Genomic DNA, 22,181 nt, shown 5'->3' on the forward strand with positions numbered 1-22,181 from the left:
GTGGCTATAGCTCAGGTGGTAGAGCGCCTGGTTGTGGTCCAGGAGGTCGCGGGTTCAAGTCCCGTTAGCCACCCCAGCAGAGCGGGCGTCGTACCCACGGGTACGGCGCCCGCTCTCGTGCGTGCCGGGTCCAGCGGCACCCGGGAGTGCCGCCCGCGAGGTCGTCAGACGTGATCGAGGTCGTCACGTGCACGTGACGACCTCGATCAGGTGTGACGACCTCGCCGCGCCGGCACCGGGGCCGGGGCGGCCGCGGGTCAGAGCCGGCGGACGATGGCGTCGGCGAACCGGTCGACGGCCTCGGGCGCCTGCGCGAAGAAGAAGCTCGGCTCGATCAGCTCCAGCTCCAGCACCACGGGGTTGCCCTGGTCGTCCGGGATGAGGTCGACACGGGTGTAGGCCAGCGGCTCCTCGACCCCCGGCAGCAGCTGCGGCAGCGCGTCGACGACCCGCTGGCCCAGCGCGAGCTCGGCCTCCGAGGCGTCACGCGACGTCATGACCTCCTCCTTGTAGAGGACGCCGTCCATCGTGCCCTCGCGGTACGGCCCCTCCAGCAGCGGCGCCTTGCGCACGGCGTGGCTGAGCTTGCCGTCGAAGTAGACCAGCGCGGTCTCCCCCACCGTGTCGACCTGCTTGAGGTAGCGCTGCACCATCACGTGCCGCCCCTCGTTGAGCAGGTTCTTCACGTGGGTGATGGCGAGCGCCCGCGAGGGGGTCTGCCCGGCGTCGTACCGGCCGGTGTCGCGCGAGCCGGCGCTGACCGTCGGCTTGATGACGAAGTCGCCGAACGCGGGGAACCGGGTGTGGATGGCGCGGGCGTTGAAGTTGCGCGCCGGGTCCATCCAGATGGTCGGGACGATCGGCAGGCCGGCGGCCTCCATGGCGCGCTGGTACGTCTTGTCGATGTTCCAGGTGAGCGCCTGCGCCGAGTTGATCAGCGTCGAGGACTGGCTGACGCGCTGCGCCCACCACCGGAAGTCGCGCGGGTGCTCGGTGTAGTCCCAGGTGGACCGGACCACCACGGCGTCGTAGGACGACCAGTCGACGTCCCCGGCGTTCCAGACGGGCGACTCGACCTCCAGGCCGCGGGCCTGGAGCGCCCCCACGAGCGGGGCGTCGTCCGGGTCGAGGTCCGGCAGGGCGGCGCAGGTGGCGAGGGCGATGCGTGTGGTCACCCTGGGCACACTACCCACGCACCCGGTCGCGCGGCGTGGTTCAGCCGACGACAGCCGACTCCGCCGCGTCCCGCGGGGCCGCGTCCTGCGCCCGGTCGACCAGCCGGTGCAGCGCGGCGAGCAGGCCCGGCGCGTCGAGGGCGCCCACGACCTCGTCGCCCTGGCGGACGAGGACGCGGCCCGCGGGCTGCGCCGCCAGCGCGGCGAACGCGGCGTCGAGCGGGTCGCCGACCCGCAGCGGCGCGGCACCGGCCTCACCTGCACCGTCGGCCGGGCCCAGGTCGCCGCGCTCGACCACCCCGAGCGCGAGCAGCCGCACCGCGGCACCCGTGCCCACCAGGTCGGCGACGGCCGCGCCGGCGGGCGCGGCGAGCAGCCGCACCGGGTCGGACAGCTGCTCGAGGTGCCCGCCGCGGCTCAGCACCGCGACGCGGTCGGCCAGCCGGACCGCCTCGTCGACGTCGTGGGTGACGAGCATCACGGTGGTGCCGAGCTCGTCCTTGATCCGCCGGAACTCGGTCTGCAGCCGGCGCCGGCCCACCGGGTCGACGGCGCCGAACGGCTCGTCCATCAGCAGCACGGGCGGGTCCGTGGCCAGCGCGCGGGCGACGCCCACGCGCTGCCGCTCGCCGCCGGACAGCTCGTGGGGGTAGCGGCGCGCGTACCGGTCCGGCGCGAGCCCGACCAGCTCCAGCAGCTCGCCGGTGCGGGCACGCGTCCGCGCCCGGTCCCAGCCGAGCAGCCGCGGCACGGTGCCGACGTTCTGCTCCACCGTCCGGTGCGGGAACAGGCCCACGTTCTGGATGACGTAGCCGATCCGCCGGCGCAGGGCGACCGCGTCGACGGCGGTGACGTCGTCGCCGTCCAGGAGGATCCGGCCCGAGGTGGGCTCCACCAGCCGGTTCGCCATCCGCAGCGTGGTGGACTTGCCGCAGCCGGACGGGCCGACGAGGGCGAGCAGCTCGTGCTCCTGCACGTCGAGCGACAGGTCGCCGACCGCGACGGTGCCGTCGGCGTACGCCTTGCGGACGTGGTCGAACGCGATCGCGGTGCCCATCCGACGACGGTACCCGCGTCGTCCGACACCTGCGCCGCCCCGGCTGCGAATCACCCCGCGGACCACCGGCGGACCGCCCGGGGACCACCCGCGGGCCGTCCGGCGCTGCGCGGTTGTCACCGCACGGCGGTAGCGTCCCTGCGGTGACCACAGCCTCGAGCCCCCTCGGCGCCGCCGGCGACCTCGCCGCCGCGGCCGGCGGCGGCGCGGCCAACCCGTGGCTGTCCTGGGACTACGTCCAGCGGAACTGGGGCGACATCTCCCGGGCGCTGGAGCAGCACGCCGGCCTGACCGTGCAGGCGGTGCTGATCGCGGTGGCGATCGCCGTCCCGCTGGGCATGCTCGCGCACCTGCGCCCGCGGCTGGCGGCCCCGATCGTCGGCACCACCGGCGTGCTCTACACGATCCCGTCCCTGGCGCTGTTCACGGTGCTCGTGCCGTTCACCGGCATCGGGCGCACCCCGGTGCTGATCGGCCTGGTGGTCTACGCGCTGCTGGTGCTGGTCCGCAACGTGCTGGTCGGGCTCGGCGGCGTGGACGCGAGCGTCCGGGACGCCGCGCGCGGGCTCGGCTACGGCCGCCTGCGCCTGCTGCTGACCGTCGAGCTGCCGAACGCGCTGCCCGCCATCATCGCCGGGATCCGGCTGGCGACCGTGACGACCGTCGCGCTCGTCACGGTGGGGGTGGTCGTCGGCTACGGCGGGCTCGGCACCCTGATGTTCCGCGGGTTCCGCAACAACAAGTACCACGCGGAGATCCTGACGGCGACGCTGCTGTGCCTGGCGCTGGCGCTGGTGCTGGACCTGCTGCTCTGGCTGGTGGGCCGCGCCGTGACGCCGTGGGCCCGGCGCGGGCGGGAGGCCTGACGTGGACGTCCTCCAGGAGGCCCTCGCCTGGCTCAACGACCCGCTGAACTGGACGGGCCGGAACGGGGTGATCGCCCTCACCGCCGAGCACCTGCGGCTGAGCGCCCTCGCGGTGCTGCTCGCGGCCGTCGTCGCGCTGCCCCTCGGCGTCTGGCTGGGGCACCGGCGGCGGGGCGGCGTGGTCACGGTCGTGCTGGCCAACACCTCCCGGGCGCTGCCGACCTTCGCGCTGCTGACGATCTTCGCCGCGACCGGGCTGTTCGGCGCCACGGCCACGGTGCTCGCGGTCGCGGTGTTCGCGGTGCCGCCGATCCTCAGCAACACGTTCACCGGCCTGATGGAGGTGGACGCCGACGTCCGGGACGCGGCCCGCGGCGTCGGCATGTCGGGGCGTCGCTCGCTCGCGGTCGTCGAGCTGCCGCTGGCCCTGCCGCTGATCGGCGCGGGCCTGCGGACGGCGGTGACCCAGGTGCTGGCCACCGTGCCGCTCGCCGCGCTCGTGGGCGGCCGCAGCCTGGGCTCGATCATCGTCGAGGGGATGGCCCTGCAGCGGTACGGGCAGGTCGTCGCGGGCGCCGTGCTGGTCGCCGGGCTGTGCCTGGTGATCGAGGGCGTGCTGGCGCTCGTGCAGCGCGGGCTCACCCCCGCGCCCATGCGCGTCGGCACCGGCCTGCGCCGCCGGCCCCGGCCCGGCTCGTCCTCCCCGCAGCCCGACGCCGCCCCGGCCCCGGCACCTGCCGGGACGCCGGACGCCACCCCTGCCGACCCGACCCCCGCCGGCCCGGTCCGGCGCTCGTGACCCGATCGTGACCCGGCACCCCGTCCCCGGGGTTGCCGCACCGGGGCGCCGCCGGTCGAATGGTCGGCGGCCGTCCTACCAGCCCCCATCCGGGGGTGCACCCGCACCGAACACCGTGTGCCACTTCCCGAGAACAGAGGACCCGCACATGAACGCACGTCGATCCACGCTCCCCGCAGCCGCCGCAGGCCTCCTGCTCCTGCTCGCGGCGTGCGGCGACCCGGGCTCGGGTGGCGGCACCGCGGACCCGACGTCCGGCGCCAGCTCCGGCGCCGCGGTCTGCGAGCCCGTCGCCGGCGACCAGCTGGTCGTGCTGGAGGACGACCAGGGCCTGCAGAACGCCGACAACGTGATCCCCGCCGTCAACGCCGAGGCCGCCGCGGCGGACCCCGCGCTGATCCCGCTGCTCAACTCCGTGTCCGAGGCGCTCGACACCGACAAGCTGATCCAGCTGAACAAGTCCGTCGACATCGACCGGCAGACCTCCACCGAGGCCGCGGCCCGGTTCGTCGAGGACGAGGGCCTGGCGGCCTCCGGCGGCGGCGCGGGCAGCGGCCGGAGCGTCGTGATCGGCGCCGCGAACTTCTCCGAGAGCGCCACGCTGTCCGAGATCTACGCGACCGTCCTGCGCTCCGCCGGCTACACCGCCGAGGTGCAGACCATCGGCAACCGCGAGACCTACCTGCCGGCGCTGCAGAGCGGGCAGATCACGCTCACGCCGGAGTACGCCGCCACCCTGGCCGAGTTCCTCAACACCTCGACCAACGGCGCGGACGCGGAGCCGGTCGCCAGCGGCGACCCCGACGCGACCGTCGAGGCCCTCACCGCGCTCGGCGCCGAGGCCGGCCTGACGTTCGGCGAGGTCTCCGCGGCGCAGGACCAGAACGCGTTCGCGGTCACCTCCGCGTTCGCCGAGGAGCACGACGTCACGACGCTGTCCGACCTCGCCACGGCGTGCGGCGGCGGCGTGGTCCTGGCCGGCCCGGCCGAGTGCCCGGAGCGGCCGTTCTGCCAGATCGGCCTCGAGGACACGTACGGCATCACGGTCAGCGAGTTCGCGTCGTACGACTTCGGCCTGATCGGCGACGCCGTGCGCCAGGGCGAGGCCTCCATCGGCCTGGTGCTGTCGAGCGACGGCTCGCTCGCGAGCTGACCCACGGCGGCACGACGACGGGGGCGGGCCCGGCCGGGTCCGCCCCCGTCGTCGTGCTCAGCCCCCGCGGGTCACAGGCCCGCGGTCTCCAGGAGGCGCAGCCACACCTCGCTCACCGTCGGGTAGGCCGGCACCGCGTGCCACAGCCGGTCCACCGGCACCTCGCCGGTGACGGCGATCGTGGCCGCCTGCAGCAGCTCGGCGGCGTCCGGCCCGGTGAACGTGGCCCCGACGACGACACCACGGTCCTCGTCCAGCACGACCTGCGCGGTCCCGCTGTACCCGTCCGCCGACACGGAGGCGCCGGCGACCGACCCGATCGGGTAGGACACCGCCCGCACCCGCAGACCGGCTGCACGCGCCTGCTCCTCGGTCCGCCCCACCCATGCCACCTCGGGCCGGGTGAAGACCACCTGCGGGACCGCCACGTGGTCCGCGGACGCCCGGTACCGGCTCCACGCCGCCGCGCCGCGCTCGGACTCGGCGGCGCCGTCCGCGGACTCCCCGGCCGAGAACCGCGCGGCCACGACGTCGCCCACCACCCGGGCGTCGTACTTGCCCTGGTGCGTGGTGGCCGTGCGCCCCGTGACGTCCCCGACGGCGAACAGCCAGCCGTCCGGCACACCGGTGGCCTGCAGCGCGTCGTCCACGGCGACGGGGGCGCCCGGCTCCAGCCCGATGACGTCGAGCCCGAGGTCCGTGGTCCGGGGCCGGCGGCCGGTCGCCACCAGGACCTCGTCCGCGTGCACCTCGTCCGTGCCCTGCGGGCCCTCGACCGTCAGGTGCACGCCCCGCTCGTCGCGGGACACCCGCGTGGCGGACGCGCCGAACCGGAGGTCCACCCCGAGGTCGCGCAGCCCGGCGGCGACCTCGTCCGCGGCGAACGGCTCGGCACCGGTCAGCAGCCGGTCGCCCCGCACGAGCAGCGTGACCTCCGAGCCGAGGTCCCGGTACGCGACGGCCATCTCGACGCCCACGACGCCGCCGCCGAGGATCGCCAGGCGCGCCGGCACGTCCTTGACCGCCGTCGCCTCGCGCGAGGTCCAGGGCTGCGCCTCGGCCAGGCCCGGGACGCCCGGCACCACCGGCTCGCTGCCGGTGGCGACCACGACGGCGTGCCGGGCGATCACCCGGGTGTCGCCCTCCTCGGTCTCGACGAGCAGCTCCTTGGGACCGGTGAACCGGGCGGTGCCGCGCAGCAGCCCGATGCCGGCGGAGTCCAGCCACTCGACCTGGCCGTGGTCGTCCCAGTGCGACGTGAACACGTCGCGACGGGCCAGGACCGCAGCCGGGTCCAGGGTGCCCTGCACCAGCTCCGCGGCCCCGGGCACGGCGCGGGCGGCCGCCAGCACCGCACCCGGCCGCAGCAGCGCCTTGGACGGCATGCACGCCCAGTAGGAGCACTCGCCGCCCACCAGCTCGTGCTCGACGACCAGCACGGACAGCCCCAGCCGCCCGGCGCGGTCCGCCGCGTTCTCCCCCACCGCCCCGGCACCGACGACCACCACGTCGTAGGTCACCGTCCCGGTGTCCGCCTGCAGGGTGCGCTCGGTCATGCCTGGCTCCGTCCGTCGGGGTGCCGCGCGGGTGCGCGCTCCCCCATCGTGGCCCCTCGACCGGCGTGCAGCCAGGGCGGACGCGGGCCCCGCGCCGGGCGGGATGTGATCCTGGCGTCACTCCACCGGTGCATGAAGGCGGTCACGTTCGACCGGCTATCAGGTGAATTGAGCGGTTTGCCCCGCTGGTGGCGGGTGAAAGTCCCGGATCCGGATACCGGGCCCCGCGGGGCGGTGGGACCTTGGACGCATGAACGAGGACCTCTGGCGCGTCGACGTGACGGACGCGGACATCCGCGGCGCCAAGCGCGCGTGGATCGCCGCCCGCGACGGCGCCGCGTCCGACGCGGAGGTCGACCGCCGGTACGAGGACCTGCGCCGCCTGGTCAGCGCCCAGGCGCAGCAGATCGCCGACCTGGTCCGGGCCCGGACCGCCGCGCGGCGGCTGTCGCCCGAGGCCGACTGAGCCCGCCGCGCCTCAGTAGCGGAACTGCGAGACCCGCCCGCGCAGGTCCTCCGACATCCGGGCCAGCTCCGCCACCGCGGTGCCCATCTGGTTGAGCGTCTGCGACGACTCGGACGCCGCGGACGCCACCCCGGTGATGTTCGTGGCGATCTCGCCGGAGCCGGTGGCGGCCTCGGCCACGGAGCGCGACATCTCGTTGGTCGTGGCGGTCTGCTCCTCGACCGCGCTGGCGATGGTGAGCTGGTAGTCGTTGATGCTGGCGATGATGTGGCTGATCTCGCCGATCGCCGCGACGGCGCCGGTGGTGTCGCCCTGGATCGCCTCGACCCGGCGGGCGATGTCCTCGGTCGCCTTGGCGGTCTCCTGGGCGAGCTCCTTGACCTCACCGGCGACGACCGCGAAGCCCTTGCCGGCCTCCCCTGCGCGGGCGGCCTCGATGGTGGCGTTCAGCGCCAGCAGGTTGGTCTGCTCGGCGATGCTGGTGATGACCTTGACGACGTTGCCGATCTCCTGGCTGGAGGCACCGAGCCGGGCGACCTGCTCGTTGGTCGTCGCGGCGGCGTCGGTGGCCTGACCGGCGACCTTGGCCGCCTGGGACGCGTTCTGGGCGATCTCCCGGATGCTGGCGCCCATCTGCTCGGCGCCGGCCGCGACCGTCTGGACGTTGCGGGACACCTGCTCGGCGGCCGCGGCGACGACGCCGGCCTGCGCGGACGTCTCGTCGGAGCCCGCGACCACCTGGGTGGACGCGGCGGACAGCTCCTCGGCCGCGGCGGCGACCGTCTGCGCCGTCTCCACCACGCCGCTCATCAGCGCGCGCAGCGAGTCCTGCGCCTCGTTCAGCGACCCGGCCATCCGGCCGAGCTCGTCGCGCGAGTCGAGGTCCACCGCGACGGTGAGGTCGCCCTCGCCCATGCTCTGCACGGTGCGCTGGACCGCCGCGAGGTCCCGGACGATCCGGCGCACCAGGACGACACCCAGCGCCGTCGCCAGCACCACGCCCGCGAGCCCGATGGCGATCATCTGGATCCCGGCCGCGTTCGCGCTCGCCGACGCGTCGGCCACCCCCTCGGACGCCTGGGCGGCGACGGAGTCCGTCAGCGCCTGCAGCGCGTCGCCGATCTCGGTCGTGGTGCCGCGGACCTGGTCCGCGTACGCGTCGTGGTACGCCACCGCGTCGGCACCGGCCAGAGGCTCGATCGCCTCGGCCGCGGCCTGGTACCGGGCGTAGGCGTCCTGCAGCGTCGCGTAGGCGGCGTCGTCCAGCACGTAGGGCGCGTAGGCCGCGACGTTCTCCAGCGCGTCGGCGTCGAAGCCCGCGCGCTGCTCCGCGATCTCCGCCCGCTCGCCGGGGGCGACCATCCCGTACTCGAGCACCCGCGCCCGGCTCGCCTGGAACCAGCGCTGCGTGTTGACCAGGTACGTCTGCGGCTCGATCGCCTCCCGCCCCAGGCGGTCGACGGACGACTCCAGGCTGCCCAGGCGGGCGATGCCCAGCGCCGCGACCGCGACGACGACCACCGCGAGCACGCCGAGCACCGCACCGATGCGGGCGCCGACGGGCAGGTCGGCGACCAGCCGGCGGGGGCGGGAGGTGGTGCGGTCGGCAGCGGGCATGCGGAGGACTCCGTCCGGGCAGGGGTGGGCGGGCACGTCGTGACCCACCCGTCCGCATCGGACGGGACCCCGGCACCGTGAGCGACCGGAGCGGGTGAAAGGTGCGACCTTTGGGCGCGTGGGCGCCCGGGCGTCAGGGGCGGACGGACAGCCGGGGCAGCAGCCCGGTGACCTCGAGCACCGTCTCCACCACCGGGCCGATCCCGCGCACGACCAGCTGCTCCCCGGTCGGCTCGAGACCGACGACCAGCCCGGCCAGCAGCCCGACCGCCGAGGAGTCCGCGAACGTGACCTCGGTCATGTCGACGGTCCGCACCTCGCGCAGGTGGCTCGCCAGCTCCGAGCCGCGGGGGCTGTCGGCGCCGACCCGGTCGCGCAGCCGCTCGACGACCGCGACGTCCACCTCGCCGCTCATCCGGAGGAGGGTCGGGTCGGCGCCGTCCACCCAGACGCGGCCGGGCTCGGCGGACGGGACGGCGCTGGCGGCAGCGGCTGCGTCATGAGGCACGCGTCCAGTATGCGGCCCCGGTCCCGCGGATGTCTGCGGGCCCGGCGCGGGTCATTCGCCGAGGAATGCCGTGCACCCGGCACCGACGACCGGCGGGGCGCCGCACGACGGACCGCTCGGAGGCGCTCGACCCGCCGGACGACGAAGGCCTCCGACCCGCGTCGCCGCTGGTCGGAGGCCTTCTGCTGTGCGCCATCAGGGACTCGAACCCCGAACCCGCTGATTAAGAGTCAGCTGCTCTGCCAATTGAGCTAATGGCGCGCGAGAAAGAACGTTAGCACCCTCGGCGGGCGGATGCGAACCCGATCCGCCCGCCGGGGCCCGTTCGTGGCGCAGGTCACGCCGTGGACGTGCTCGCCGCCGCGTCGGGGTCGGCCGGGACGTCGTCCTCGGCCGTCGGCGGCGCGTCCGCGGCGGGCTCCGCGCCCCCGTCGGACCCCTCCCACCAGGCGTCGTCCGGCAGCCCCTCGGCCTGCAGGATCGCCTCGGACCGCGGCTCGGCCGCGGCCAGGTCCGCCAGCAGCGTCAGCGGCACGTGCTCCGCCAGCAGGTCCATCACGGCGTCCGCCGCGTTCTCGTCCACCTCGTGCGCACCCGGCTCGGCCGTCTGCATCTCGTCGTCCATCACGGCACTCCCCCGGTCGTTCCTCACTCCAGGAGAACACCCGCCCCAGGGCGGTGCAAGGCAGCACGCCGAGGGCGAACAGCGCTCCTGCGCCGGCCGGCCCGACGAGGGTCAGAGGTAGAGCCCGGTGCCCTGACCGCCGTCCCGCGGGGCCGCCACGGCGTGCACGTCCTTCTCCCGGAGCAGCAGGTAGCTCTGGGCCTCCAGCTCGACCTCGGCGCGCTCGTCGGGGTCGAACAGCACCCGGTCGCCCACCGTCACCTGGCGCACGTGCTGGCCCGCGGCCACCACCACGCCCCAGGTCAGCCGCTTGCCGACCACGGCGGTCGCGGGGATGACGATGCCCGCGGTCGAGCGCCGCTCGGACGCGTCGGCGTCGAGCTGCACCAGCAGGCGGTCGTTCAGCATCCGGATCGGCAGCCCGGGGCGGCTCGCGGGACCGGCCGTACCGGCGGGGCTCTGATTCACCTGGCTGACGGTACCGGCCGGTCGTCGTACGCTGACGGCGCCCGCACCCGCACCACCCGCAGGAGACGTCATGCCCCGCCTCACCGCCGGCGACACGGCCCCCGACTTCACGCTCCCGACCGCCGACGGCGGCTCGGTCACCCTGTCGGACCTGCGCGGCCAGCACGTCGTCGTCTACTTCTACCCGGCCGCCGGGACCCCGGGGTGCACCAAGCAGGCGTGCGACTTCCGGGACTCCCTCGCCTCGCTGCAGGGCCACGGCTACCGGGTGGTGGGCGTCTCCCCCGACGGCGTCGCGAAGCTGGCGTCCTTCGCCGAGGCGGAGCAGCTGACCTTCCCCCTGGCCTCCGACCCGGACAAGACGGTCCTCGAGGCGTGGGGCGCCTGGGGCGAGAAGTCGCTGTACGGCAAGACCGTCACCGGGGTGATCCGCTCGACCGTCGTGGTCGACCCCGAGGGCACCGTCGAGCTCGCGCAGTACAACGTCAAGGCCACGGGCCACGTCGCCAAGCTGCGCCGGGACCTCGGCATCGACTGACCGGACCGCCCCGGAGAACGGGGCGCACGCGGGAGTGGTGAAACGGCAGCCACGCCAGGTTTAGGTCCTGGTGCCCGAGAGGGCGTGCGGGTTCGAGTCCCGCCTCCCGCACCCCGCTGCACCTCCCCTCCGCTTCACCCGCCGGCGTCCCTCATCACCCGTGTGCGCCGGCCGATGGGACCCGTCCGGGTGAGCCGGCCGGCCGCGGCTCAGGAAGCGCCTTCCCCGCACGACAGGGAGGAACGGGACGCGACGCGCCCCGCGCGGGCGACGGCGGCTGCGGTGGCACGACGAAGGGCCGACGATGACGGCGACGACGGACGACCGGACGGGTACCGCGACGCGTGCACCGCGTCCCCCGCACGGGGCGGGCGGCCTGCCGCACGTGCCGCAGCAGCGCACCGCGCCGGACGGCGCCCCCGGCCGCTCCCCCGCCGGTCGGCGCGGGCTGGGGTTCCTGGGCAAGATCCTGCTCACCGTGTCCGCGGCGCTGGTCATGGTCGTGGTGCTGGGTCTGGTGGCGATCGCCGCCCTGGGGTCCGCGACCGCCACCACGCAGGCGATGGTCGACGACCACGTCACCGGCATGACGCTCGCGAGCGCGATGCGGTCCGAGCTCGGCGTCGCGCAGAAGATCGGGGCCGACATGCGGGCGGCCGAGGCCAACGGCGACCCGTTCAAGGCCGAGGGGCTGGTCGGGTCGCGGGACGCCGCCGTCGCGGAGGCCCTCGCCCGGCACGCGGACTACGTGGCGCTGCCGGACCGGGGCGCGGAGCAGCAGGCCGCGGCCGAGGCCGTGCGCACGGCGCTCAGCACCTTCGCGGGCCTCGCCGGGTCCAGCGCGGGCGCCGACACCGCCGCGCAGTCGGCGGCGGACAAGATCGACGCCCTCATCGCCGTCGAGGCGGACGCCGCCACGGCGGCCGGCGCGGACGCCGCCGCCTCGGGCGACCGGAGCGCGCTGCTGGTGCTGGTCGCGCTGGTCGTGGCCGCCGTGGTGCCGGCCGTCGTCGGCGTGGTGGTCGCGCGCCGGCTGAGCCGGCGGCTGGACCGCGTCGCGTCGGCGGCGCAGGCGCTGGCGGGCGGTGACCTCACCGTGCGCAGCGGCGTCACGGGTGGCGACGAGATCGGCCGGACCGCGGCCGCGCTCGACGCGGCGGCGGCCGCCCTCCAGGACACGGTCAGCGGCATCGTCAGCACCGCCCGTGCCGTCGCCGAGGCCGCCGGGTCGCTGGACGCGTCGACGCAGCGGGTCGTCGCGGGCTCCGACCGCACCTCCGAGCAGGCGGGCGTCGTCGCCGCGGCCGCGGGCCGGGTGAACGACGACGTGCAGACCGTGGCGGCCGGCGCCGAGCAGATGGGCGCGTCCATCCGGGAGATCGCCCAGAGCGCCGCCGAGGCCGCGCAGGTGGCGGCCCGGGCCACCACGGCCGCTGCCGCCACCAACGAGCAGGTGAGCCGGCTGGGCGCGTCCTCGGCCGAGATCGGCAACGTGGTCAAGGTCATCACGAGCATCGCGGAGCAGACCAACCTGCTGGCGCTCAACGCCACCATCGAGGCGGCGCGCGCGGGCGAGGCGGGCAAGGGGTTCGCGGTCGTCGCGGGCGAGGTCAAGGAGCTCGCCTCGGAGACGGCGCGCGCCACGGACGACATCGCCCGCCGGGTCGACGCCATCCAGGCGGACACCGCCGGCGCCGTCGCGGCCATCGCCGAGATCGGGCAGATCATCGCCCGGATCGACGACTACCAGACCAGCATCGCGTCGGCCGTCGAGGAGCAGACGGCGACCACCACCGAGATGTCCCGGTCCGTGCACGACGCCGCCTCGGGGTCCGGCGAGATCGCCCGCACCATCACCGGGGTCGCGGACTCGGCCGCCGGGAGCACCGTCGTGCTGGGCGAGATGAGCGCGGCGGTCGGCGAGCTCGCGCGCGCGGCCGACGAGCTGCGCGAGCGCGTGGCGCAGTTCCGGCACTAGGCGGCGACGCGACGAGGCCCCCGCACGCTGCTGCGTGCGGGGGCCTCGTCGGTGCGTGGTGGGTCAGCTCTGCGCAGCCCCGGCCGCGGCGATCTGCGCGCGGACGTCGTCCATGTCCAGCGCCTTGACCGCGTCGACGACCTGCTCCAGCGCCGGTGCCGGCAGGGCACCCGCCTGGTTGAAGACCAGGACGCCCTCGCGGAACGCCATCAGGGTCGGGATCGACGTGATCTGCAGCTCGGCCGCCAGCTGCTGCTCGGCCTCGGTGTCGACCTTCGCGTGCACGATGTCGGGGTGGGTCTCCGACGAGCTCTCGAAGATCGGGCCGAAGCGCTTGCACGGACCGCACCAGTCGGCCCAGAAGTCCACCAGGACGATGTCGTTCTCCGTGATCGTCTTCTGGATGCTCTCGGCCGTCAGCTCGGTCGTTGCCATCTGTCGCCTCCTGTTGTCGGTTTGACGCCAGTAGAGCGCCCGGACCCGGTCCAGTATTCCCGCGACGGCGCCGGCCCGCGTCCCGACCGCGCGTCGGGCTGGGCGGCGGGCCCCGGCCCGGGGTACAACTGCGAGGTGACCGACACGGCTGACCTGCCCCGCGAGCCCGAGCGCCCCTCCGGGTGGCTGAGTCCCGAGGGCATCGCCGCGGCCCGCCGCTCGCTCCCCCTGCTCTACGTCGACGCCGTCCCCGTGCGGGTCGACGACTCCGGCGACGTGGTCGCGGTCGGCCTGCTGCTCCGCGTGACCCCCGAGGGCGTGATGTCCCGCGCGCTGGTCTCCGGCCGCGTGATGTACCACGAGCGGGTGCGCGACGCGCTGCTCCGGCACATCGAGAAGGACCTCGGCCCCGTCGCGCTGCCGCAGGTGCCGCCGACGCCGCAGCCGTTCACCGTCGCCGAGTACTTCCCCACCCCGGGCGTGACGCCGTACCACGACCCCCGGCAGCACGCGGTGTCGCTGGCGTACGTCGTGCCCGTGACCGGGGACTGCCGGCCGCAGCAGGACGCCCTGGACCTCGCGTGGCTGACGCCGGAGGAGGCGTGCAGCGAGCAGGTGCAGGTCGAGATGAACGGCGGCCAGGGCCTGCTGCTGCGCCAGGCGATGGCGCACGTCGGCCGGATGCCCTGAGCCGGCGTGGACACCACGGCCCGCCGCCTGCTGGTCGCCCGGCTGCTGCACGCCCTCCTGGCGGCCGCCGCGCTGGCGGGCATCGCCCTGGAGGTCGGGCGGGCGCTCGCCGACGGCCCCGGTGACGCCGGGACCATGGCGGAGCGGCTGGTCCGGCTCTTCTCCTACTTCACCATCCAGTCCAACCTGCTGGTCGCCGTCGCCGGCGCGCTGCTGGCGGCCCGGCCCGCACGCACCGGACGGGTCGTGGCCGTGCTGCACCTGGACGCCCTGCTGTGCATCGCGGTGACGGGGGTGGTCTACCACGCGGTGCTCGCCGACCAGACCCTCCCGCTGACCGCGAGCGGCGCCCTCGCCAACCTGCTGCTGCACACCGTCACGCCGGTCGGAGCCTGGCTGGTCTGGCTGCTGGTCGGGCCACGGCCCCGGTTCGGGGGCAGCACCGCGGCGTGGTCCCTCGCGTACCCGCTGGCCTGGATCGGCTACACGTTCGCGCGCGGGGCCGTCACGGGCTGGTACCCCTACCCGTTCCTCGACGCCGGTGCGATCGGCACGGCGGCCGCCCTGCGGAACACCGCGCTGGTGGCGGTGACGTTCCTGGTGCTGGCGCTGCTGGTCCGGCTGCTGGAGCGCGTGCTGCCGGGGACCCCGCGGCAGCCCGCCGCGGCACCCGGTCCGGACGTCTCCCGCGTGGCCTGAGGTCCGGCGGGCGGCTCAGAGCGCGATCGCCGGCCAGTCCGCCAGGTCGGCGCGCATCGCCCGGTCGTGCGTCGCGACCACCACGGCGGCCGACGTCATCCGCAGCGCCTCGGTGAGCTCGTCGACCAGGGCGATCGACAGGTGGTTGGTCGGCTCGTCCAGCACCAGCACGTGCGGGGCCGCGACCAGCGCCGCGGCCAGCTCGAAGCGCCGGCGCTGCCCGACCGAGAGCTCACCGAGCGGGCGGTCCAGGTCCTCCTCCTCCAGGAGCCCGAGCGCGGCGACCGGCAGCACGTGCTCGGGGTCCAGCGCCCCGGCCTGCAGCAGGTCGAGCGCGCGCCGCGCCGCCGCGTCGAACCCCGTGGTCGCCAGGCGCGCGGGGCTGTCGTCGTCCTGCACCAGGACGCCGAGCCGGACGCCGTGCGCCGCGGCGCGGTGCCCGCGGTCCAGCGGCACCCGGCCGGTCAGGGCGGCGAGCAGCGTCGACTTGCCCGAGCCGTTCGGCCCGGTGACCAGCAGCCGGCCCGCCGGCGGCAGCTCGACGCGCACGCCCGGCAGGTCCAGCCGGCCGGCGACCCGGGGCGCGCGCAGCTCCAGCAGCGGCCCGCCGTCGTAGCCGACGGGGATGCTCGGCAGGTCCGGGAACAGCAGCGCCGGCGGCGGCACGGGCACCTCGACGGCCTCGGCCTCGAGCTTCTGCACCAGCCGGTCCGCGGCCTTGACGTGGATCCGGGCGCGGGTGGCCCGGCGGTGCTTCTGCGAGCCCTTGGCCGGGCGCCACTCGTCGGACAGCCCCTCGTAGGACTCGTCCAGGCGACGGGCCAGCTTCTCGGCCCGCTTGCGCTCCTGCGCGTACCGGGCCCGCCAGCGGCGCAGCGCCTGGTCCTTGGCGAACCGGTACGTCGCGTACCGCGTCGCACCGTAGAGCACCGGGCGGCCGTCCATCGACGGGTCCAGGTCGAGGATCGCCGTCATGACGTCGTCCAGCAGCTGCCGGTCGTGCGTGACGATGACGACGACGCCGGGCCACTGCTGCAGCTGCGCGGTCAGGTAGTCGATGCCGCCGGCGTCCAGGTGGTTGGTGGGCTCGTCCAGCAGCAGGACGTCGGCCCGCTCGGCGACGTGGCACGCCAGCCGCGCGCGGTACGCCTCGCCGACGCTGAGCGTGTCCAGCCGGCGGTCGTGGTCGCGGGGCGCGCCGAACCGGGTGAGCGCCTCGTCCACGCGGCGGTCGACGTCCCACGCCGCCAGCCGGTCGACGGCCGCGATGGCCTCGCTCAGCGCGGTCAGGTCGCCGCCCTCGTGGTCGAAGCCCTCGACGACCTCGTCCAGCCGGGCAGCGGCGGCTCGCACGTGCGTGGCGGTCCGGCGCACCAGGTCGCCGATGGTGGACCCGGGCGCGACGTCGAGCTCCTGCTGCACCACCGACACGGTGCCCGCGCGGCGCACCTCGCCCGCGGTGGGGTCCAGGTCGCCGGCGAGCAGCCGCAGCAGCGTAGTCTTGCCGGCGCCGTTCTCGCCGACCACGCCGATCCGGTCGCCGGCCGACGCCGACACGCCGACGCCGTCGAGGACGGGCCGGCCGGGGTAGCCGAAGGTCAGCCCGTCCGCGACGAGGTGGACGCCGGTCACGCGCCCGCCCGGCCGCCCAGCACCGCGACGACGGCGGGGACCAGCGCGCGGAACGCCTGCCCGCGGTGCGAGATGCGGTTCTTCTCCTCCGGCGCCAGCTCCGCGCAGGTGCGCGTCTCCCCCGCCGGCACCAGCACCGGGTCGTAGCCGAAGCCGTGCTCGCCGCGAGGCGCGAGCGCGAGCGTCCCGACCAGGTGGCCGAGCTCCACGTGCTCCTCGCCGTCCGGGGTGACCAGGGCGGCGGCGCAGGTGAACCGCGCGGCCCGGTGCTCGGGCGCGATGTCGCCGAGCTGCGCGAGCAGCAGGTCCAGGTTGGCGCGGTCGTCGCCGTGCCGGCCCGCCCACCGGGCGGAGAAGATGCCGGGGGCACCGCCGAGCACGTCGACGGACAGCCCGGAGTCGTCCGCCACGGCGGGCAGCCCGGTGTGCCGGGCCAGCGCGCGCGCCTTGATCAGCGCGTTCTCCGCGAACGTCACGCCGTCCTCCACCGGCTCCGGCGCGCCGACGTCGCGGGCGCCGACCACCTGGTCCGGGTCGAGCCCGGGCAGGGCCGGGACCAGGATCGCGCGCAGCTCGCCGAGCTTGTGCGCGTTGTGCGTCGCGAGGACGAGCCGGGCCGCTCCGGTCACGCGCCGGCCCCCGCAGCCACGACGCCGCCGCGGACGGTGACCGGGCCGGCGGTCGCGTCGAGCGCGAGCACCTCGGTCTGCACGCGGGCGAGCTCCGTCGTGCCGACCAGCGCCAGGTCCAGCAGGGAGTCCAGCTCGGCGCGGTTGAACGGCGCGTGCTCCGCCGTGCCCTGCACCTCGACGAAGTCGCCGGACCCGGTCACGACGACGTTCATGTCCGTCTCGGCGCGCACGTCCTCGACGTACGGCAGGTCCAGCACCGGGACGCCGTCCACGATGCCGACGCTCACCGCGGCGACGGAGTCCCGCAGCACCTGCTTCTTGGCGTTCACCGACTTCTGGGCGATGCCCCACGCGACGGCGTCCGCGAGCGCGACGTACGCGCCGGTGACCGCCGCGGTGCGGGTGCCGCCGTCGGCCTGCAGCACGTCGCAGTCGAGGACGATGGTGTTCTCGCCGAGCGCGGCGACGTCGATGACGGCGCGCAGCGAGCGGCCGATCAGCCGGGAGATCTCGTGCGTGCGGCCGCCGATCTTGCCGCGGACGGACTCGCGGTCGGACCGGGTGGTGGTGGACCGCGGCAGCATCGCGTACTCGGCGGTGACCCAGCCCTCGCCGGAGCCCTTGCGCCAGCGCGGGACGCCCGCGGTGAACGACGCCACGCACAGCACCTTGGTGCCGCCGAACTCCACGAGCACGCTGCCCTCGCCCGCGTCGAGGTACCGGCGGGTGATCGAGATCGGCCGGAGCTGGTCGGCGGCGCGGCCGTCGGCGCGCGCGGTGGTGAGGGCGGAGGGGTCGGAAGTCATCCCCCGAGCCTAACGACCCGCGAGGACACCCCTCGCGTCAGAGCTCGACGACCATCCCGGGCCGGGCCAGGTCGACGGGGCCGTCGTACGCCCCGCGCGCCTCGGCCAGGCTGACCGCCGGGTCGTTCCACGCCACCAGGTGCGTGAGCAGCAGCCGCCGGGAGCCGCCGCGCTGCGCCGCCGCACCCGCCCGCGAGCCCGTCAGGTGCACGCCGCGGGGCGCGTCGGGGGTCGTGTCGAGGTACGCCGCCTCGGCCAGCAGCAGGTCCGCGTCGCGCGCCAGGTCGTCCAGGCCCGCGCACTCGTCGGTGTCGCCGGTGTACGCCAGGGTCACGGTGCGCCCCGGGTCGACGGATGACGGCCCGGTCACCCGGAACCCGAACGCCGGGACCGGGTGCAGCACGGGCACCGGCTCGATGGTCAGCGGCCCGACCTGCACCGGCTCGCCCGCCCGCCAGGTCCCCAGGGCGAGGTGCGCGGCGGTGCTGGTCGCCGGGTCGTGGCCGGACAGCTGCGCCAGCCGCTCGTGCACCCCCTCCGGACCGAACAGCGGCAGCGGCGTCCCGCGCAGCCCGCGCGGGTCGTAGCGCAGCATGACGCCGAGCACCACGACGTCGGCGACGTGGTCGGCGTGCAGGTGGCTGATCGCGACGGCGTCCAGCGCCGCCGGGGCGATGTGCCGCTGCAGGGGGCCGAGCGCACCGTTGCCCAGGTCCAGCAGGACGCTCCAGGTGCGGGTCCCGCCCGCGCCGTCCGGGCCCTCGGCCTGGACCAGGTAGCAGGACGCCGCCGCGTCCGGCGCCGGGAACGAGCCCGCGCTGCCGACGACCACGAGCCTCATCCGCACACTCCCCTGCGATCCGGCGGACCGCGACCCGGCGTCACCGGCGGCCCCGGGGCCATCTTGCCGTGCGCCGCCCGGTCGTGGGCGGCGGTCCGGCGCGGAGGTCGGGTGGCGCTCGTCACGCGCCGTCGCGCGCGGCCGTCGGCGCGGCGGTCGTCAGCGCGGCGGTCGTGAGCGCGCGGTCGTCAGCGCAGCGCGGTGCGCTCCTCGACGTGCCGGACCTCCGGGCCGAGGAACCGCCGCGCCAGGTGCGCGAACGAGTCGGGGTCGCCGGTCGCCAGGAACCGGTGCTCGGGCTCGCCCGCGGCGGGGTCGCGCTCCAGGTCGTGCGCCACCAGCTGGCGGTACACGTCCTTGGCCGTCTCCTCGGCGCTGGACACCAGCGTGACGTCCTCGCCCATCACGTACGAGATGACGCCGGTCAGCAGCGGGTAGTGCGTGCAGCCGAGCACCAGGGTGTCGACGCCCGCGTCCTTGACCGGCTTCAGGTACTCCTCGGCGACGGTCAGCAGCTCGGGCCCGGACGTGATGCCGGCCTCGACGAACTCGACGAACCGCGGGCACGCCTGCGTGGTCAGCTGCACGCCGGGTGCCACGGCGAACGCGTCGTCGTACGCCCGCGACTCGACGGTGGCCTTCGTCCCGATCACGCCGATGTGCCCGGTCCGGGTGGCGGCGACCGCCCGGCGCGCGGCCGGCAGGATCACCTCGACCACGGGGATGCCCTTGCGCAGCGTGTACCGCTCGCGGGCGTCGCGCAGCACGGCCGAGGACGCGGTGTTGCACGCGATGACCAGCATCTTCACGCCGGCGTCCACCAGGTCGTCCATCACCTCGAGGGCGTGGGCGCGCACCGCGGCGAGCGGCTTGGGGCCGTACGGGGTGTTGAGGGTGTCGCCGATGTAGAGCACGGACTCGTGCGGCAGCTGGTCGATGATCGACCGCGCGTTGGTGAGCCCGCCCACCCCGGAGTCGAAGATCCCGATGGGAGCGTCGTTCACGACCCCGAGCCTAGTCCCGTCGCCGGGCCGGGGCGTCCGGGGCGCTCCGGGCGGTCGGGCAGGTCGGCCAGCAGGCAGGCCATCAGCGTCTCCTGCCACCACCCCAGGGCCAGGAACACCGACCCGAGGTACTGCCGCGCCTGCGCCTCGGCGTCGGCGTCCGCGCGACCGCGCACGACCTCGCGCTCCAGGGCGTCGCTCGCGTGCTCGTCGGTGACGCCGAGGCGCTCGCCGAGCACCAGGCGGATGTCCGTGAGCGTCGCCGCCAGGGCGGGGCCGCGGTCCCCCGCGACGCGGACCGTGCCCGCGCCGGCGTGCCGGGCGCGGTGCCGCCGGGACCGGCGGGAGTCGTCGGCGGGCTCGTCCGGGACCACGGCGTCGTCCGGCGCCGTGAGCGCGTCGAACAGCTCGGCCAGCCGCTCGATCTTCTGCTGCCGCAGGTCGTCCTCCGTCAGCCGGCGGAACTCCGCGGCGACGTCGGCGTCGTCCCGCGAGGCGTCGGGCAGCAGCCGGTGCACGGCCGGGTCGTCGGGGGTCGGCAGCGGGTCCAGGCGCAGGCGCATCGCGGGCGCCGCGTCGTCGGTGGCGGCGGCACGGCCCGTCGCGCGCGCCCGCTCCTCCAGCCGGCCGCCGCCGAGCAGCTCCGCGACGTCGGCCACGACGGTCGCCAGCACCTCGCGCTCGCCGGGGTCCACCTCGGCGACCAGCGCGTCGCCCTCGCGTCGGAAGGCGCGCACCTACGCGTCGCTCCGCTGCAGCGTGGCCCACAGGCCGAACGAGTGCATGGCCTGCACGTCCACCTCCATCTGCTCGCGGTTGCCCGCGGACACCGCGGACTTCCCGTCCTCGTGCACCTCGCGCATGAGCTTCTCGGCCTTGGCCTCCGGGTAGCCGAAGTACGACCGGAACACGTAGGTGACGTACGACATGAGGTTCACCGGGTCGTTCCAGACGATGGTGACCCAGGCGTCGGCGAGGGACCCGTCCGTGCGGGTCGTCTCGTGGGGCGCGATCTCGACGGACACCCGTCCACTGTAGGTCCCGCGCGACAGGCAGCCGGCCGGGGTCCGCGCATACCGTGTGCTCATGAGTGCACCCCACGACCTCGCTCGCCCCGCTCCCGAGCTCGCGGGGTCCCCGAGCACGTCGAGCACCGCCCTGCTGACGGACCGGTACGAGCTGACGATGCTCCAGGCCGCGCTGTCCGACGGGACCGCCGGCCGGCGGTGCGTCTTCGAGGTGTTCACCCGGCGGCTGCCGCACGGGCGGCGCTACGGCGTGCTCGCGGGCACCGGGCGCGTCCTGGAGGCGCTGGCCGACTTCCGGTTCGGCCCCGAGGAGCTCGACTGGCTGTCCCGCGAGCGCGTCGTGGACGACGCCACGCTCGACTACCTGGCCGGCTACCGGTTCACCGGCACGGTGCACGGGTACGCGGAGGGCGAGATGTTCTTCCCGCAGTCCCCCGTGCTGACGGTCGAGGGCACGTTCGCCGAGGCCGTGCTGCTCGAGACCGTCGTGCTGTCGGTCCTCAACTACGACTCGGCCATCGCCTCCGCGGCCTCCCGGATGACCAGCGCCGCCATCGGCCGGCCGGTCCTGGAGATGGGCGCGCGCCGGGCGCACGAGCAGGCCGCCGTCGCCGCCGCGCGGGCCGCCGCCGTCGCGGGCTTCGCCGGCACCTCGAACCTCGAGGCGGGCCGCCGCTACGGGCTGCCGACCATCGGCACCGCCGCCCACGCCTTCACGCTGCTGCACGACGACGAGGAGGCCGCGTTCGCCGCGCAGGTCGCGTCCTCCGGCCCGGGCACCACCCTGCTGGTCGACACCTACGACGTCCGCCGGGGCGTCGAGCGCGCCGTCGCCGCCGCCGGGACCGGGCTCGGCGCCGTGCGGCTGGACTCCGGCGACCTCGGCGTCCTCGCGCAGGAGGTCCGCGCGCAGCTGGACGGGCTGGGTGCCCGCGACACGAAGATCGTCGTCACCTCGGACCTCGACGAGTACGCCATCGCGTCCCTGGCCGTCGCGCCCGTCGACTCCTACGGGGTCGGCACGTCGCTGGTCACCGGCTCCGGGGCGCCCACCTGCGGCATGGTCTACAAGCTGGTCGCGCGCGAGGGCTCGGACGGCGTGCTCGCGCCGGTCGCCAAGGCCTCGGCGGCGAAGACCTCGGTGGGCGGGCGCAAGACCGCCGCGCGCCGGCTCGACGAGTCCGGGCGGGCGGTCGAGGAGGTCGTGGTCGGCGGGGCGGACGACGCCGTGCGGGCCTGGGAGCCCAGCTCCGCGGACCTGCGTGCGCTGCGGGTGCCTCTGGTGGTCGACGGCGAGGTGCTGCCCGGCTGGACCGGGGCCGAGGGCGTCCGCGCCGCCGCCGCCCGGCACGCCGCGTCCCGGGACGAGCTCCCGCGGGGGGCCCGCCGCCTCTCCGCCGACGAGGCCGCGCTCCCCACGGTGACCCTCACGGTCTGAGCCGGCGCCGCGCACGGGTCTTGGGCGACGGCGCGAGGTCGTCACTCGTCATCGAGGTCGTCAGGTACGCCTGACGACCTCGATCACGACTGACGACGTCATCGCGCCGGGCCGACCCGCACCGGGCCGACCCGCGCCGGCCGCGGCGCGCCCCGGACACGACGGAGCCC

Annotated in this window: 24 protein-coding genes and 3 tRNA genes; 11 read left to right on the forward strand and 16 right to left on the reverse strand. The window is 75.6% G+C overall.

Annotation, left to right across the window (positions count from 1 at the left end; genetic code table 11):
* Positions 1-76 (forward strand) — tRNA-His (locus AC1050_RS05115).
* 181 nt (positions 77-257) lie between these two features.
* On the opposite strand, the gene AC1050_RS05120 is transcribed toward AC1050_RS05115, so the two are convergent.
* Both AC1050_RS05120 and AC1050_RS05125 read right to left on the reverse strand, forming a co-directional pair.
* On the reverse strand, positions 258-1,175 hold the full coding sequence (locus AC1050_RS05120; protein ID WP_482386286.1) for an ATP-grasp domain-containing protein: 918 nt from the start codon (positions 1,173-1,175) through the stop codon (positions 258-260).
* Between the two features lie 40 nt (positions 1,176-1,215).
* On the reverse strand, positions 1,216-2,232 hold the full coding sequence (locus AC1050_RS05125) for an ABC transporter ATP-binding protein (RefSeq protein WP_482386287.1): 1,017 nt from the start codon (positions 2,230-2,232) through the stop codon (positions 1,216-1,218).
* A gap of 221 nt (positions 2,233-2,453) precedes the next feature.
* Here AC1050_RS05125 and AC1050_RS05130 point away from each other — a divergent pair, with 221 nt between their 5' ends.
* From AC1050_RS05130 to AC1050_RS05140, 3 genes are all read left to right on the forward strand, one after another.
* A complete protein-coding gene (locus AC1050_RS05130; protein WP_482387244.1) occupies positions 2,454-3,098 on the forward strand; it encodes an ABC transporter permease in 645 nt (214 codons plus the stop codon).
* Between the two features lies 1 nt (position 3,099).
* Positions 3,100-3,897, forward strand: coding sequence for an ABC transporter permease (locus AC1050_RS05135; RefSeq protein WP_482386288.1), 798 nt, complete (start codon positions 3,100-3,102; stop codon positions 3,895-3,897).
* Between the two features lie 148 nt (positions 3,898-4,045).
* A complete protein-coding gene (locus AC1050_RS05140; RefSeq protein ID WP_482386289.1) occupies positions 4,046-5,050 on the forward strand; it encodes a glycine betaine ABC transporter substrate-binding protein in 1,005 nt (334 codons plus the stop codon).
* Between the two features lie 71 nt (positions 5,051-5,121).
* Here the strand turns inward: AC1050_RS05140 and AC1050_RS05145 are convergent, their stop codons facing one another.
* Entirely contained in the window at positions 5,122-6,606 is a 1,485-nt protein-coding gene (locus tag AC1050_RS05145; protein ID WP_482386290.1) for a dihydrolipoyl dehydrogenase family protein, read from the reverse strand.
* A 250-nt stretch (positions 6,607-6,856) separates the two neighbouring features.
* On the opposite strand from AC1050_RS05145, the gene AC1050_RS05150 reads away from it, so the two are divergent.
* Entirely contained in the window at positions 6,857-7,072 is a 216-nt protein-coding gene (locus AC1050_RS05150; RefSeq protein WP_482386291.1) for a hypothetical protein, read from the forward strand.
* Between the two features lie 12 nt (positions 7,073-7,084).
* Here the strand turns inward: AC1050_RS05150 and AC1050_RS05155 are convergent, their stop codons facing one another.
* The 5 genes from AC1050_RS05155 to AC1050_RS05175 form a co-directional block, all read right to left on the reverse strand.
* Positions 7,085-8,689 (reverse strand): methyl-accepting chemotaxis protein, encoded by a 1,605-nt coding sequence (locus AC1050_RS05155; RefSeq protein ID WP_482386292.1) that lies wholly within the window; start codon positions 8,687-8,689, stop codon positions 7,085-7,087.
* Positions 8,690-8,822: 133 nt separating this feature from the next.
* The gene (locus AC1050_RS05160) at positions 8,823-9,197 is read right to left on the reverse strand and encodes an STAS domain-containing protein (RefSeq protein WP_482386293.1); all 375 of its coding nucleotides are present in this window, start codon (positions 9,195-9,197) and stop codon (positions 8,823-8,825) included.
* A gap of 188 nt (positions 9,198-9,385) precedes the next feature.
* Positions 9,386-9,458, reverse strand: a tRNA-Lys gene (locus tag AC1050_RS05165).
* Between the two features lie 76 nt (positions 9,459-9,534).
* The gene (locus AC1050_RS05170; protein WP_482386294.1) at positions 9,535-9,822 is read right to left on the reverse strand and encodes a hypothetical protein; all 288 of its coding nucleotides are present in this window, start codon (positions 9,820-9,822) and stop codon (positions 9,535-9,537) included.
* A gap of 111 nt (positions 9,823-9,933) precedes the next feature.
* Entirely contained in the window at positions 9,934-10,230 is a 297-nt protein-coding gene (locus tag AC1050_RS05175) for a GroES family chaperonin (RefSeq protein WP_482387245.1), read from the reverse strand.
* A gap of 130 nt (positions 10,231-10,360) precedes the next feature.
* Here AC1050_RS05175 and bcp point away from each other — a divergent pair, with 130 nt between their 5' ends.
* The 3 genes from bcp (at position 10,361) to AC1050_RS05190 (ending at position 12,806) form a co-directional block, all read left to right on the forward strand.
* The gene (gene bcp, locus AC1050_RS05180; RefSeq protein WP_482386295.1) at positions 10,361-10,828 is read left to right on the forward strand and encodes a thioredoxin-dependent thiol peroxidase; all 468 of its coding nucleotides are present in this window, start codon (positions 10,361-10,363) and stop codon (positions 10,826-10,828) included.
* A gap of 28 nt (positions 10,829-10,856) precedes the next feature.
* Positions 10,857-10,939, forward strand: a tRNA-Leu gene (locus AC1050_RS05185).
* A gap of 193 nt (positions 10,940-11,132) precedes the next feature.
* Positions 11,133-12,806: a methyl-accepting chemotaxis protein gene (locus tag AC1050_RS05190; protein ID WP_482386296.1), complete on the forward strand. Its 1,674-nt coding sequence runs from the start codon at positions 11,133-11,135 to the stop codon at positions 12,804-12,806.
* Between the two features lie 63 nt (positions 12,807-12,869).
* Here AC1050_RS05190 and trxA read toward each other — a convergent pair whose 3' ends face one another.
* Complete coding sequence (trxA, locus tag AC1050_RS05195) at positions 12,870-13,241, reverse strand: thioredoxin (RefSeq protein ID WP_482386297.1); 372 nt, start codon at positions 13,239-13,241, stop codon at positions 12,870-12,872.
* A 135-nt stretch (positions 13,242-13,376) separates the two neighbouring features.
* Between trxA and AC1050_RS05200 the strand changes: the two genes are divergently transcribed.
* Entirely contained in the window at positions 13,377-13,931 is a 555-nt protein-coding gene (locus AC1050_RS05200) for an NUDIX hydrolase family protein (RefSeq protein WP_147796132.1), read from the forward strand.
* Between the two features lie 6 nt (positions 13,932-13,937).
* Positions 13,938-14,630 (forward strand): Pr6Pr family membrane protein, encoded by a 693-nt coding sequence (locus AC1050_RS05205; protein ID WP_482386298.1) that lies wholly within the window; start codon positions 13,938-13,940, stop codon positions 14,628-14,630.
* Between the two features lie 15 nt (positions 14,631-14,645).
* Here the strand turns inward: AC1050_RS05205 and AC1050_RS05210 are convergent, their stop codons facing one another.
* The 7 genes from AC1050_RS05210 to clpS all read right to left on the reverse strand — a co-directional run bounded on the left by AC1050_RS05210 (position 14,646) and on the right by clpS (position 20,570).
* Positions 14,646-16,262 (reverse strand): ABC-F family ATP-binding cassette domain-containing protein, encoded by a 1,617-nt coding sequence (locus AC1050_RS05210; protein ID WP_482386299.1) that lies wholly within the window; start codon positions 16,260-16,262, stop codon positions 14,646-14,648.
* Complete coding sequence (gene rdgB / locus AC1050_RS05215) at positions 16,259-16,891, reverse strand: RdgB/HAM1 family non-canonical purine NTP pyrophosphatase (protein WP_482386300.1); 633 nt, start codon at positions 16,889-16,891, stop codon at positions 16,259-16,261. The genes AC1050_RS05210 and rdgB overlap by 4 nt, the downstream gene beginning before the upstream one ends.
* Entirely contained in the window at positions 16,888-17,700 is an 813-nt protein-coding gene (gene rph, locus AC1050_RS05220) for a ribonuclease PH (RefSeq protein WP_482386301.1), read from the reverse strand. The genes rdgB and rph overlap by 4 nt, the downstream gene beginning before the upstream one ends.
* A 37-nt stretch (positions 17,701-17,737) precedes the next feature.
* Positions 17,738-18,541 carry an MBL fold metallo-hydrolase gene (locus AC1050_RS05225; RefSeq protein ID WP_482386302.1) on the reverse strand — a complete coding sequence of 268 codons (804 nt, stop codon included), beginning with the start codon at positions 18,539-18,541 and terminating at the stop codon, positions 17,738-17,740.
* 188 nt (positions 18,542-18,729) lie between these two features.
* Positions 18,730-19,545, reverse strand: a complete 816-nt coding sequence (gene murI, locus AC1050_RS05230; protein WP_482386303.1) for a glutamate racemase — start codon at positions 19,543-19,545, stop codon at positions 18,730-18,732.
* Complete coding sequence (locus AC1050_RS05235; RefSeq protein ID WP_482386304.1) at positions 19,542-20,282, reverse strand: DUF2017 family protein; 741 nt, start codon at positions 20,280-20,282, stop codon at positions 19,542-19,544. The genes murI and AC1050_RS05235 overlap by 4 nt, the downstream gene beginning before the upstream one ends.
* The gene (gene clpS, locus AC1050_RS05240; RefSeq protein WP_482386305.1) at positions 20,283-20,570 is read right to left on the reverse strand and encodes an ATP-dependent Clp protease adapter ClpS; all 288 of its coding nucleotides are present in this window, start codon (positions 20,568-20,570) and stop codon (positions 20,283-20,285) included.
* A gap of 61 nt (positions 20,571-20,631) precedes the next feature.
* On the opposite strand from clpS, the gene AC1050_RS05245 reads away from it, so the two are divergent.
* Positions 20,632-22,011 (forward strand): nicotinate phosphoribosyltransferase, encoded by a 1,380-nt coding sequence (locus AC1050_RS05245; protein ID WP_482386306.1) that lies wholly within the window; start codon positions 20,632-20,634, stop codon positions 22,009-22,011.
* Positions 22,012-22,181 lie beyond the last annotated feature (170 nt).

The sequence above is a fragment of the Cellulomonas sp. NEAU-ZC6 genome, assembly GCF_056844425.1.

What these genes read in the sequence shown, in the direction of transcription:
- AC1050_RS05245 (WP_482386306.1), top strand. Translation starts at nt 20,632, where the DNA reads ATGAGTGCACCCCACGACCTCGCTCGCCCCGCTCCCGAGCTCGCGGGG.
- AC1050_RS05150 (WP_482386291.1), top strand. Translation starts at nt 6,857, where the DNA reads ATGAACGAGGACCTCTGGCGCGTCGACGTGACGGACGCGGACATCCGC.
- AC1050_RS05175 (WP_482387245.1), bottom strand. Translation starts at nt 10,230, where the DNA reads ATGCTGAACGACCGCCTGCTGGTGCAGCTCGACGCCGACGCGTCCGAG.
- AC1050_RS05170 (WP_482386294.1), bottom strand. Translation starts at nt 9,822, where the DNA reads ATGGACGACGAGATGCAGACGGCCGAGCCGGGTGCGCACGAGGTGGAC.
- AC1050_RS05140 (WP_482386289.1), top strand. Translation starts at nt 4,046, where the DNA reads ATGAACGCACGTCGATCCACGCTCCCCGCAGCCGCCGCAGGCCTCCTG.
- AC1050_RS05190 (WP_482386296.1), top strand. Translation starts at nt 11,133, where the DNA reads ATGACGGCGACGACGGACGACCGGACGGGTACCGCGACGCGTGCACCG.
- trxA (WP_482386297.1), bottom strand. Translation starts at nt 13,241, where the DNA reads ATGGCAACGACCGAGCTGACGGCCGAGAGCATCCAGAAGACGATCACG.
- AC1050_RS05225 (WP_482386302.1), bottom strand. Translation starts at nt 18,541, where the DNA reads ATGAGGCTCGTGGTCGTCGGCAGCGCGGGCTCGTTCCCGGCGCCGGAC.
- bcp (WP_482386295.1), top strand. Translation starts at nt 10,361, where the DNA reads ATGCCCCGCCTCACCGCCGGCGACACGGCCCCCGACTTCACGCTCCCG.
- rph (WP_482386301.1), bottom strand. Translation starts at nt 17,700, where the DNA reads ATGACTTCCGACCCCTCCGCCCTCACCACCGCGCGCGCCGACGGCCGC.
- AC1050_RS05125 (WP_482386287.1), bottom strand. Translation starts at nt 2,232, where the DNA reads ATGGGCACCGCGATCGCGTTCGACCACGTCCGCAAGGCGTACGCCGAC.
- AC1050_RS05155 (WP_482386292.1), bottom strand. Translation starts at nt 8,689, where the DNA reads ATGCCCGCTGCCGACCGCACCACCTCCCGCCCCCGCCGGCTGGTCGCC.
- AC1050_RS05145 (WP_482386290.1), bottom strand. Translation starts at nt 6,606, where the DNA reads ATGACCGAGCGCACCCTGCAGGCGGACACCGGGACGGTGACCTACGAC.